At 69.2% G+C, this 11,769-nt stretch carries 10 protein-coding genes, 1 tRNA gene and 1 pseudogene; 5 read left to right on the forward strand and 7 right to left on the reverse strand.

All coding sequences use genetic code 11. The features are described from left to right. Nucleotides 1-556: 556 nt before the first annotated feature. Both PV396_RS19980 and PV396_RS19985 read left to right on the forward strand, forming a co-directional pair. Nucleotides 557-1,231: a bifunctional DNA primase/polymerase gene (locus PV396_RS19980; RefSeq protein ID WP_319206310.1), complete on the forward strand. Its 675-nt coding sequence runs from the start codon at nt 557-559 to the stop codon at nt 1,229-1,231. 56 nt (nt 1,232-1,287) lie between these two features. Next, nucleotides 1,288-1,881: a hypothetical protein gene (locus PV396_RS19985; RefSeq protein ID WP_319206312.1), complete on the forward strand. Its 594-nt coding sequence runs from the start codon at nt 1,288-1,290 to the stop codon at nt 1,879-1,881. A gap of 210 nt (nt 1,882-2,091) precedes the next feature. Here PV396_RS19985 and PV396_RS19990 read toward each other — a convergent pair whose 3' ends face one another. The 3 genes from PV396_RS19990 to PV396_RS20000 all read right to left on the reverse strand — a co-directional run bounded on the left by PV396_RS19990 (nt 2,092) and on the right by PV396_RS20000 (nt 4,847). Beyond that, entirely contained in the window at nt 2,092-3,057 is a 966-nt protein-coding gene (locus PV396_RS19990) for a DUF5926 family protein (protein ID WP_319206314.1), read from the reverse strand. Nucleotides 3,058-3,200: 143 nt separating this feature from the next. Next, the gene (locus PV396_RS19995; RefSeq protein ID WP_319206316.1) at nt 3,201-3,752 is read right to left on the reverse strand and encodes an ATP-binding protein; all 552 of its coding nucleotides are present in this window, start codon (nt 3,750-3,752) and stop codon (nt 3,201-3,203) included. Nucleotides 3,753-4,037: 285 nt separating this feature from the next. Further along, a complete protein-coding gene (locus PV396_RS20000) occupies nt 4,038-4,847 on the reverse strand; it encodes a glycerophosphodiester phosphodiesterase (protein ID WP_319206318.1) in 810 nt (269 codons plus the stop codon). Between the two features lie 287 nt (nt 4,848-5,134). On the opposite strand from PV396_RS20000, the gene PV396_RS20005 reads away from it, so the two are divergent. Both PV396_RS20005 and PV396_RS20010 read left to right on the forward strand, forming a co-directional pair. Further along, nucleotides 5,135-6,613 carry a S1C family serine protease gene (locus tag PV396_RS20005; protein ID WP_319206320.1) on the forward strand — a complete coding sequence of 493 codons (1,479 nt, stop codon included), beginning with the start codon at nt 5,135-5,137 and terminating at the stop codon, nt 6,611-6,613. A gap of 66 nt (nt 6,614-6,679) precedes the next feature. Next, nucleotides 6,680-6,766 (forward strand) — tRNA-Ser (locus PV396_RS20010). 142 nt (nt 6,767-6,908) lie between these two features. Here the strand turns inward: PV396_RS20010 and PV396_RS20015 are convergent. The 4 genes and pseudogenes from PV396_RS20015 to PV396_RS20030 all read right to left on the reverse strand — a co-directional run bounded on the left by PV396_RS20015 (nt 6,909) and on the right by PV396_RS20030 (nt 11,284). Continuing rightward, nucleotides 6,909-8,315, reverse strand: a pseudogene (locus tag PV396_RS20015) (tyrosine-type recombinase/integrase). Between the two features lie 61 nt (nt 8,316-8,376). Next, entirely contained in the window at nt 8,377-8,562 is a 186-nt protein-coding gene (locus tag PV396_RS20020) for a helix-turn-helix transcriptional regulator (protein WP_319206322.1), read from the reverse strand. A gap of 467 nt (nt 8,563-9,029) precedes the next feature. Next, entirely contained in the window at nt 9,030-10,502 is a 1,473-nt protein-coding gene (locus tag PV396_RS20025) for an ATP-binding protein (protein WP_319206324.1), read from the reverse strand. A 2-nt stretch (nt 10,503-10,504) separates the two neighbouring features. Beyond that, nucleotides 10,505-11,284 carry a bifunctional DNA primase/polymerase gene (locus PV396_RS20030; protein WP_319206389.1) on the reverse strand — a complete coding sequence of 260 codons (780 nt, stop codon included), beginning with the start codon at nt 11,282-11,284 and terminating at the stop codon, nt 10,505-10,507. Here PV396_RS20030 and PV396_RS20035 point away from each other — a divergent pair. Beyond that, nucleotides 11,167-11,769: UTRA domain-containing protein (locus PV396_RS20035; protein ID WP_319206326.1), on the forward strand; the 603-nt coding region annotated here is incomplete at its 3' end. The genes PV396_RS20030 and PV396_RS20035 overlap by 118 nt on opposite strands.

The following is an 11,769-nucleotide window of genomic DNA, read 5'->3' on the forward strand; positions in this document are numbered from 1 at the left end:
ATGTGATTCTGCGTCGCTAGCAGTGTCTCCACATGTACACGCACTCGTGAGGGGATGTCCAGCATTGTCCTGCCGGGATTCCTGGTGTCCGTGGGTTTCCCGGGGTCCCCTTGCGAAAAGCCGAAGTTGGCCTAAAACTGACTCGGGTAGCGGGTTATTGAGGTCGACTGGCCTGGTTCGACAGAGCGTCACAGCGGTCTTGATGGGTACGTACTCGGTGAAGGCCAGGGGTGGTTGTGCGACCGCCCGGAACCTGGCGACGGACCCGGGCGTCTTAACCACCGACGACCGTGCCCCATCCTCCCTTGGTGGAGGCGGAGAGAAACAGCGGGACGGCAAAACGCCAGACTCCGCCACCCCGCGCCATGCCCATGCTTTTGATGAACGCAGTATGGACGCGGACACAGCCAATGCTCGGCGCTCGGCGCACAGGGGAGTTGCCCCTTGCCTCCCACGGGGTGGGAGCGCCAGAAGGTACGCACAGTGAAGTGATCTACACATGATGTGATGTGGCCCACGGTGTTGCCAGGCGTGCAACGGAAAGGAACGAGCGCTCATGCGCGAGATCCTCGGAAGGCTCGGAAGGCGACGCAGGCTCCTGTCCCGGCGTGACGGCGGGAGGCCTGAGGTGCTCGGCGCGGCTCTGACGTTCGCGACCGGATGGCAGTGGCCCGTACTCCCGGGCGTGGCACCGGATCCACAGGGGCGCGCCCGCTGCGGCTGCCCCGATCCGGAGTGCACGGTTCCCGGCGCTCACCCGTTCGACCCCGGTCTGCTCGCGGCCACCACCGACGAGCGCATGGTGCGCTGGTGGTGGACCAACCGGCCGACGGCCCCCATCATCCTCGCCACCGGCGGCACGGCCCCGTGCGCGGTCAGCCTGCCGGCCCCGGCCGCGGCCCGCGCGCTCGACGCCCTGGACCGCAAGGGCATGCGCCTGGGTCCCGTCGTCGCGGCACCCACCCGCTGGTCGCTGCTCGTGAAGCCGTACACCATGGAACAGCTCGGCGAACTGCTGTACGCGAAGGACTTCGTGCCCGGTTCCCTCCGCTTCCACAGCGAGGGCGGTTACATCGCTCTGCCCCCGTCCGAGACCGGCCAGGGCCAGATCCGCTGGGAGCGCGCACCGCTGCCCGGCTCGGCCTCGCCCTGGGTGCCCGATGTCGAGGCCGTGGTGGACGCCGTGGTCGAGGCTCTCACTCGTACGGGTGTGAGCGCACCCGAGTTGTAGGGGTGTCGGGCGCGCGGGCAACCGGGCGCCCGTCCCCTGTCGTTATCTTCACCTCCATGAACCTCCGTCTGCTCGCGCTCTCGGGCGTCGTGGCGCTCACGGTCGCGCTGCCGCTGGCCGTGGCGTCCGCGGGGCCCGTGGGCGACGCGGACCGCGACGCCCTCCTCTCCCTGACGCCGGACGAAGTCCCCCAGGAGGGCCCTGGGGACGGCAAGGCGCGAGAAGCCGCCGATCCCCCCGCAGACCCCTCCGCCGATGCCGTTGAGCCCAACGACTCCCCGCCGCTGCTGGGCCTGGGACTCGCCACGGCCGCCCGCTGCGGTCCCGAAGTCACCTCCCCCGACGGCATCGAGGCGCAGACCTGTGTTCTGTCGCAGGGCGAGGAGACCTGGGCGCGCACCTACTACCGCAATGTGACCGGCCACGGACTCACGGCCATGCTGAGCCTCATGGGGCCCGAGGCCCGTACCGTGCAGCTGCGGTGCGCGGTGGGCGCCGAGGACGAGCCGGGGATGTGCGAGACGCCCAGGGAACACACGACGGGCGAGCCGGAGGCGTACACGGCGGTCGCGGAGTTCGCCGGAGCGGCCGGACAGGGACCGCTTCTACTGCGGTCGGGGAGCAACTCCGGGGCGCCGGACTGGAGTTGAGCGCGGCTCACGTTCGTACGGAAAGTCCGGGCACAGAAAGACCCGGTTGCTGGCGACGGGGGATGCACCAGCAACCGGGCTACTGCAACGCTAACAAGAGATCGGCGGTTCGCAAATTCGATCTCGGCTATTCGGACACCAATTCCACTGTTCCCAAGGGGAGTTGTGACCGGAGTCACGGGTCTTGGAGTCCATGGACGAACCTGTGCGTCAGCTGAGCGTGACCTGCCGGTTGGTCAGGCCGCCGCGGGCGCGGCGCTCCTCCGGAGTGAGCGGGGCGTCCGAGGCCAGGGCGGTGGCAAGACGCTCGGCGAACTCGGCGGCCGGCTTCTCCACGTCGTCCGCGGTGACGCCGGTCGGCAGGTCCCAGACCGGGACGGTGAGGCCGTGCGCGCGGAAGGAACCCACCAGACGGGTGCCCTCGCCCAGGCTGGACCGGCCGGCCGCGTGGAGACGCGCGAGGGCGTCGAGCAGCTGTTCCTCACCGTGCGGCATCACCCAGCGCAGGTGGTTCTTGTCAGGCGTCTCGCACCAGTACGCGGCGTCGACGCCCGTCAGCTTCACGGTCGGGATGGCCGCGTCGTTCGCCCGCTCCAAGGAGGCGGTGACGTCCGCGGTGGCGTTCTCCGCATCCGGGACCCAGAACTCGAAGCCCGTGTGCACAACTGGCTCGAACGCGCCCTCGGGGTCGAGGAGGTCCTGCAGTCGCGGGCCCTCGGCCGGGGCGCGGCGGCCCTGGACGGGTGTCCCGGGCTCCGCGGTGAGCGCGCGCTGCAGGGTGTCGGCGAGGTCGCGGCTGATGTCTCCGGACGCGGTGTCGTTCTGCAGCCCGAGCAGGACCGAGCCGTCGTCGCGACGCAGGGCGGGCCACGCCATCGGCAGAACCGTCGCGAGTGTGACGGAGGGAACGCCCTCGGGGAGGCCGTCCTTCAGGGTCAGCTCCACCGTGGCGGCGGGGACCAGCTCGCGCAGGGCCACCCAGTCGCCCTCGCCGGACAGGCCCTCGAAGGGCCGGTGCACCAGTTCGGTCACCGCGTGCGCGGCGGCCCGGCCGTGACAGGCCTTGTAGCGCCGCCCGCTGTTGCAGGGGCAGGGCTCACGGGCGCCCACAACCGGGATCTCTCCCGTGGCGAGCTGCGGCCGCGAGGCCTTCGTCTGGGGTCGCTTCTTGGCCATCGTGGGTGTCTCCCGGTTACGGCTCGTCTCGTACCCGCGCGAGCCTAGCCGCTCGTACGACGGCCGACGGGACCCTGTGGACAACGTCCGTCACCGGAGTTGCCGGGTTCGGTCGACTTCCCTCTGTGGATCTGCCGGTTCTGTCAGTCCATGTCGTCGAACGCGTCGGCGAAGTCCAGCTCGGGTATCGCGGACATCGAGCGGGCCGTGATGCGGGTGGCGAAGTCCGTACGCCGATGGCTCGCGCCAGGGTCGTGGCCGTTGTCGTTGACCACGGCCCACACGGTGACCTCCCCGCGCGTGTCGTCCCTAACGCCCCAGTCGTTGGCCAGCGCCGTGATGATGTTCAGCCCGCGACCGCCGTGCGCCGTGACCGAGGGGGTCGACGGAGCCGGGCGGGTCGGGCCGCCGCCGTCCGTCACCTCCACGACGAGTCTGCCGCCGGAGTCGAGGCGCCACGCGGCCCGGACGTCGCCGTCACCGGCCAGGGCCTCACCCAGGGGCCGACCGTGTTTGCACGCATTGCTCAAGAGTTCGGACAGGATCAACACAGCGTCGTCGATGACCGATTCCGCGACACCGCCCGTGCGCAGCTGATCGCGCATCCGGTGCCTTGCCTCACCCACGCCCGCAGGGCCATGGGGAACGGCCATGCTCGACGACGTGGGCACCTCCTGTGCCACCACCAACGCCACCCCCGAGACCTCCTTTGCCCCACGCCACGGTGTGAATGCCCCATTGGCCTGTACCGGAAACCGTCCCTTCCGCCTTCGGTGACGCACTCGCAATGATCGAATACGGACCGAACGCGCCGGTGCACTCCCTGTAATCAAGTGGCCGGATTTCGACGGTATGGCCGAGAGTGGAGGTTTCCTCACCCGGACCGCCAGGTCAAGAGGCCGGGAGGGAACCGCGGTCGGAGTCGGGTAAGAGGGGGGGCTCGCGGGCAAGGCGTGCCGGGGCTCCGAGAGCGCGGCTGGTCAGCGACCCAGTTGCCGCAGAACCGCGCCCGGCCGGTTGGTGATGATGGCGTCGATGCCGAGGTCGACACAGAGGCTGACGTCCTCGGGTTCGTTCACGGTCCAGACGTGCACCTGGTGACCGGCGTGTTTCAGCCGCTCGATGTACGCCGGGTGACTGCGCACGATCCGGATCGAGGGGCCGGCGATCCCGACGCCCCTGGGCAGCCGCCCGTCGCGCAGCCGGGGTGAGAGGAACTGGTTGAGATAGACCGTCGGCAGGGTCGGCGAGGCCGCCCGCACGCGGTGCAGTGAACGCGCCGAGAAGCTCATGACCCGTACCCGGGAATCGTCCGGCGACTCGGGGCTGTCCAGGCCGAACCGCTTGAGCAGGAACAGCAGCCGCTCCTCGACCTGGCCCGCCCAGCGCGTGGGGTGCTTGGTCTCGATGGCCAGCTCCACCGGCCGCCCGGCGTCGGCCACGAGTTCGAGCAGCCGCTCCAGGGTGAGTACGGACGTGTCCTCGCGGTCCTCCGGGCGGTGCTCCCAGTCGGGCGCCTCGTCGCCGGTCTTCCAGGAACCGAAGTCCAGGGCGGCGAGGTCGGCGAGCTCCAGGGCCGAGACGGCGCCGCGCCCGTTCGACGTACGGTTGACGCGACGGTCGTGGACACAGACGAGATGGCCGTCGGCGGTCAGCCGTACATCGCACTCCAGAGCGTCGGCGCCGGCCTCGATCGCCTTCTTGTAGGCGGCCAGCGTGTGCTCGGGTGCCTCTTCGGAGGCTCCGCGGTGGGCGACGACCTGGATCGGGTGCTGTCGTGCGTGGGTCACCGCGTCATGGTGTCACCGTCGGAGGGCGGCTGTGACGTCGTGGGCATCCCGCGCGCGTAACCGATACTCATGGTTGTGTGATTTGTCAGATATAAAGGATGGTCCCGGACCCACAGGCACCGCTTATGGTGCCCTGACGGCCTGTGGGAAAAGCTGACGGCATACAACAAGGGCACGCACAAGCTGAAACGTACCGACCGTGTACCCGTGTAAACGGGTACACGCATGTGATCGGACGCGACCGAGTGCGACCGAGAAGGACAGCCGTGGATCGAGGAGAAAGAGCTGTGAGCACCGAGAACGAGGGCACTGCCGTACCCCCGGCCCCGTCCGCACCTCCCGTGCCGGTGGAAACTCCTGCTGCCTCCCCGCAGGCCACCGCGCACGAGGCCCCGACGACTCCGCTCCCGCCGGTGCCGCCGAGCACCCCGGGCGCACCGGAGCCGCAGCTGGCGCACGCGGGCCAGGTACCGGCGTACGTGTCGGCAGGAGCGCCCGGTTCGGCCCATGACGCCGTTCCCGGCTCAGGGGCGGCCGCCTGGCCGCCGCCCCAGCCGCCGGCCACGCCGTCGTACATGGACGGCGGAGGCGGCGGGGACGCGAACACCCCCTGGGGTGCCTCCTACGACCAGCAGCCCAAGCCGAAGTCCGGGCGCGGCGGGCTGTTCGCCGCGGTGCTCGTGGCCGCGCTGGTCGCGGGCGGCCTGGGCGGCGGCCTCGGCTACACACTGGCCAAGGACAACGACGACTCCACGTCGACGACGGTCTCCGCCGCGCAGCAGACCGGCGGCGACCTCAAGCGCGACGCGGGCACGGTCGCGGGCGTGGCCGCCTCGGCGCTGCCGAGCACGGTCACCATCGAGGCCGAGAGCTCCAGCGGCGAGGGTGGCACCGGAACGGGGTTCGTCTTCGACACCCAGGGCCACATCGTCACCAACAACCACGTCGTCGCGGACGCGGTCGACGGCGGCAAGCTGACGGCGACCTTCCCCGACGGCAGGAAGTACGACGCGGAGGTCGTCGGCCACGCGCAGGGTTACGACGTGGCGGTCATCAAGCTCAAGAACGCCCCGTCGGACCTCAAGCCGCTCACTCTCGGCGACTCCGACAAGGTGGCCGTGGGCGATTCGACGATCGCGATCGGCGCCCCCTTCGGCCTCTCCAACACGGTGACCACGGGCATCATCAGCGCCAAGAACCGTCCGGTAGCCTCCAGCGACGGCAGCACCAACACCAAGGCGTCGTACATGAGCGCCCTGCAGACCGACGCGTCGATCAACCCGGGCAACTCCGGCGGTCCGCTGCTCGACGCGGCGGGCAACGTCATCGGCATCAACTCGGCGATCCAGTCCTCCAGCAGCGGCGGCCTGGGCACCGGCCAGTCAGGCTCGATCGGCCTGGGCTTCGCCATCCCGATCAACCAGGCGAAGTACGTCGCCCAGCAGCTGATCAAGACCGGCAAGCCGGTCTACGCGAAGATCGGCGCCTCGGTCACCCTGACCGAGGGCACGGGCGGCGCGCAGATCAGCCAGAAGTCCGCGGACGCCTCCGACCCCGTCGAGGCGGGCGGCCCGGCGGCCGCGGCCGGTCTGAAGCCCGGCGACGTCATCACCAAGCTCGACGACCACGTGATCGACAGCGGCCCGACCCTGATCGGCGAGATCTGGACGCACAAGCCCGGCGACAAGGTCCAGATCACCTACGAACGCGACGGCAAGGCAAAGACGGTCGAACTGACCCTGGGCTCCCGCGTCGGCGACAACTGACGCACACACGCGCGCGGGGACCCGTTACTCTGGTCCCCGCGCCGAACTGATCGCCGGCGCGCCCGAGGTGGGTTGCCCGAGCGGCCTAAGGGAACGGTCTTGAAAACCGTCGTGGCAGCGATGTCACCGTGGGTTCAAATCCCACACCCACCGCGCAGGTCAGAGGTTTCGCAGGTCAGATGGGGTGTCTCTCGCTGAGAGACACCCCATCTACGTTCAGACTGTCTCACCCTGACTCGCCTGTATCCCACCTTTGACCAGTACGTATGGGCCATCTGTGGGCCAGGAATCGGGCCTACTCGTCATCGGCCAGACCTCGGGCGATCAGTTGGTTGGACCGCCCCTGATCCCCCTTCAAGATCTTGGCGTAGAACCGGTAGAGCACCGCGATGCTGTGCCCTGCCCGCGCTGCGACCTCCGCCGGGTCCACCCCCGATTTGATCCACAGGGAGACGCCGGCGTGCCGCAGCGAGTACGGCACATCGGCGAGCCGCGACGCCACCTCGTGCTCCGACAGAGCCTTGACCCTGGCAGCGCTCCACAGATCGCAGTACTCGGTGGAACGAACGCGACTGCCTCTCGCCGCACGGAAGAGCCGACCATCCGGCGCGGTGCCGTACGCGGCGATGTGGTCCCGGAGCATCTTGACCAGTGCCGGCGGAATCGGCACGGACCGAGTCGCCCCGCGCGCCCGACGCTTGAGCCCTCGTGACTCGTACGACGTTCCGTCATCCGTCCAGCCGCCGGCGACCTCGGGGCGACTCTCCCCGAGCAGCAGCTCCCCCCACTGATCCGCAGCTTCCTCGGTGTCCGGGGGGAGCGTGCAGTCTGACCGCTTCAACGACGCGATCTCCCCGGGGCGCATCGCGGCGTAGTACAGGCAACCGAAGAACGCTGCCAGGTGCTCGCCGCGAGGTCCGGCATTGCGTACGGCGTCGATGAGCGCGCGAGCCTGCGCGGGTCCGGGGACATACCGGAAGTCGATTTCGTCGTCCCTCTCCGGGCCGTCCAGTCGACGCGGTGAAGGGGGTTGGTGGACAGAAGCCCCTTCTCCTCCACGGTGTACTTGAGGAAGTTGCTCAGGACCATGAGCTTTCGCCGCAAGGTGTTCTCAGCCGCCTTGCGACCGTCCAACCGTCGGGAGAGCGCGTCCAGAGCGGGCCGGAGCAACTCCGGGTTCTCCGGCACTCACCTGCACGGAGTGCTCGGAGAGCCACGACAGGGCCGCGCGGATGTCCTCCGGGGGTTCGTCGGCAACGTGGCGAGCGACCAGCTCACCATCAAGGCCCGGTACCGCGCGGAACGCCCACTGATAGAGCGCCGCCCGCAGCGTCTCCGCCTTCGGGGCACCCCGGTTCGTCGTGACGAGAGCGGGGATCACGACGGCGAGCGATTCGGCGATGCTGGCCCGGTGCTTAGCGGCGGCGCGCGGCCACTTCATCAGCACGTACGTGGTGGCGTGCTCGTACCAGGTGGGCGAGTTGAGCGCCGCCAACTCGCGCGCGGGCAGGCCGGTCTCCTCGTCGAACTGCTCGCGTTCCCGCAGCGCGGTCATGAGTTCGGAACGGCGTCCATCGGCCTGCGTCTTGAGCTTGAAACTCCGGGAGTGAGGACGGCGACCGACGCGCCACCGCAGCTCAAAGGGCTTCGGGCGTCCGGATCGCTTGCGGATTGACCAGATGTCTACGTCGTACGTGAGCATGGGGCTCCCATGGAGAAGGGCCCGCCGTTCGGCGGGCCCTTGGTTGATGTGCGGGGTTGGGTCAGGCGGCCATTTCGTGCTTGGCCCACCACGCGTCCAAGTCACCACGGCGGCAACGGATTTGACCGTTGGGGAGCTTGATGAGCTTCGGTGCCTTGCCGCGAGCGCGCATCCGGTAGAAGGCGGCGCGGCTCATCTCGATCTCTTCCAGAACTTCGGGGAGCTTGAGCATCTTGGGGCGGGCCATGGCGAAACTCCTTGGAGAAGTGCCGTGTTGGGGTGTGGGTCCCTTTCGGGCCTCGTGTGTGTCCGAGGTGGGGATTTCTGCGTCACCCGCGTCATCTGCGTCACGCGCGCCCCTGACCTGCGGTTTCGGGGTGACGCAGAGGGTCGGGCGTGCGTCATCGGTGACGCAGGCGTCCGTCACCGATGACGCAGGTGACGCAGGATGACGCAGAGACATGCCGTCTGCGTCACCCCTGTCTGCGCAGGTCACCCACTGTTTTGTGGGGTCGGGTGACGCAGGTGACGCAGCGTTCCCCTACTTAGGAAAAAAAGAGGGGCTGTCTGTGGTGATGTGGTGCATCTCAGGGAGCGAAAGAAGGGGCCGCTTCGCGGCACGTCCTTGGGGCGCCGCGCGGCGGCGAACAGCAAGAGGAGCACGCCCCGCGCCGGGGGTGCTCCTCTTGCTTGTGTGCGGTGGGGTGGCGCCGGTCAGAACGCCCGTTCCTGCTCGTGCGAGGGCGGGGCGAGCCGGGTGATCTCGATGTAGCGGCCCTCTTTGGTGCGGCCGGAGTCGATGATCACGCCCCGGGCGGCGAGGGTGGGCTGGAGCCGCTTGAGACGGTCGGAGAGGACTTTGCCCGTGGTCGGCCACCCCTTGGGCAGGGCGCGCAGTTCCTCGCCCGCGTAGAGGCGGCTGAGGCAGTGCAGCCACTGTGTGGACGTCATCCGCTCCTCCGCGCCCGCCTCCATGACCGCCGCGTGCTCGATGACGGTCTGCGCCAACAGGTCGCCCTCAATGACGTCGTCGTTGAGGTCGTCCAGGCTGGCCCGGTACGCGGCGAGAGCCCCCAGCCCGGTGGCCGCGTCGAACTGCGCGCACAGGTGGGCGAAGTCCGCCATCCGCAGGTCGGTCGGGGTCTCCGCATCCACCGCGCGGACCTTGACCGTGAGGTCCAGGAGCGAGCCGAGCACGACGGGCAGCACCTCCCCGTACTCCGCCCACAGTTCCGCCTCGGTGCGCCGCACACGGGGCCGCTCCAACCGCAGGGGCAGGAGCCGTTCGGCGAGGTCGGGCCGGATGACTCCCACATCGATGCCGGTCAGGAGCAGGGGGCGGCGGTAGCCGACGCGGAACACGTCCCCGTCGGTGAACAGGGCCCGCTTGACGCTCTCGGCACCGGTGACGATGCAGCACATGGCATCGGACAGGTCCGGGGTCATGTGGGAGAGGTTGTCGAGGGCGGTGACCCAACCAGCGGCGACGGCCGCGATCAGGTTCTCCTCGTCCTTGGGGGCGCGGCGCAGGTCGCCGCTCATGCCCTCGATGATCCGTACGAGCATGCGTCCGCCGGTGGACTTGCCGGCGCCCTGGGGGCCGGTGAGGAACGGCGCGGGGACGGGCACGGACGGTCCGAGGCAGCCGATCAACCACGCGATGGCCAGGCACTCGGTCTCGGCATTGGCGAAGTTGCACAGCCGCATCAGGAGGTCGATGCCTTTGCCGTTGGTGTCCTTGGTGGGCAGGGGGAGTTCGCCGGTGAGCTGGGTGCGCCGCCAGCAGACCTCTTGCGGGTCGGGGGTGAGGATGTCCCAGCCGGTGGGGTGGATACGGACGGACTGTCCGTCATCGCGGCCCAGGTCCAGCCATGTGGCGCCGTCGTATCCGGGGGCGACGCGGATGTGGACGGGTTGCACGTTCTCGGTGAGCGCGAGTGCTTCGATCAAGTCCAACGCCTCCTTGAGCGCGGTCCCGTTGAACACCCCGATCCCGTCCCTGAACAGGCCGACCATGAGTTCCTGGCGGTGGCTGCCGGTGGTGCCCTGGGAGCGGATGGGGCGGGCGACGGGGTGGCCGTTCTTCTGCGCGTATACGGTTCCGTCGCCGGTGCGGAAGTAGCGGAAGTGCGCTTGCGCGTAGTCGGTGATGATCGCGCGGGCGGGGTTCTTCTCGTCCTCGGCCATGGCTACAGTCCCAACGTGGTGCGGGCGTTGGCCCACGCGTCGGTGCAGTGCCGGGGGCTTTCGCCCTTGGTCTGCGCTGCAGTGAACAGCCGCGTGATGTGGGTGTCGGTGAGGCACCCGCACCGACCGTGCGTCGACAACACCGCGAGGAACGTCCGGTACACGGTGGCGTGCACCTGGTCGCGGGCGCCAGTGATGCGCTGCTCGGCCATGGCGATGCCCCGGTCCAGATAGGCGGGCGCGCGGTGCCTGCACTCCTCCTGTCCACCCCTGTAGGGCGCTGAGAGGGTCTCTGGCGCCCTACAGGCGGGAGGGGGGTCCGTTAGTGCCAGAGCACTAACAGCGCCCGGGAGGGCGGCCATGGCGCCGCTGCCCCATCCGAGCCAACGGGCGTACGCCATAAGGGACTTGATGTCCACACCGGGCCTGACCGCATTCACGGAGCGCATGACGCCCTGGTAGATCCAGTGCTCGCCCCGCGTCGTGCGTACGGTACGGGTGGCGGGCAGGCTCGTGCGGGCCCACGCGATGGCCGCCTCGTTGTCGAGGTCGACAACGGTGAGGCCGGCGCCGCCGGGGTGGTAGGCCACCGCTGCCGCATCGCGCCATGCCCGCACCCACGCGGGCGAGTTGAGGACGTGCGGGTTGGTGGTGGCGGCGGCCCATGCGTGGCAGATGCCGGGGCAGTGGCAGTGGCCGGGGGTCTTCATGTTGGGCCGTCCGCCGCACGCGTTCTTCGCGCAGGTGCGGCAGTTCCCGAACGGGACCTTCCCCGCCCGCAGCGGCAGCGGGGGCACACCGGCCGCTGCACACCGCGCCCTCTCACGTCGCTGAGCTTCTCGGCATCGCGACCGCTGATCAGACCGTGATCCGTGCCCGGCATATGTACGACGGTGAGCGCCTCGTCCAGCTCGCTGACTCGTACGTCCCCGTGGACGTCGCAGATGCCGCAGGCATCGAAAACCCGGACCCAGGACTCGGCGGCATCATCAGCCGGATGCGTGACGCGGGATTCGAGCAGACCGAAGCTATCGAGGAGATCACGCTGTACGCGGCGACCTCGGTTGAATCGGACGCGTTCGGTGTCGAGATCGGCAGCAACCTGCTTCAGATCACGCACACCGGTTACACGAAGACCGGTCGGGCCGTTGAGGTCACCGTGCACCGGCCTAGAAGACTCATGAAGATCTTGGGGTTCTGGTCCTGCCGCGTCAGCGGCAGGGCCAGACTCGTCATGTGGCGATGGGTGAGTGGGTCGGCGAGATGG

The sequence above is a fragment of the Streptomyces sp. ME02-8801-2C genome (assembly GCF_033793965.1).
GTDB lineage: Bacteria > Actinomycetota > Actinomycetes > Streptomycetales > Streptomycetaceae > Streptomyces.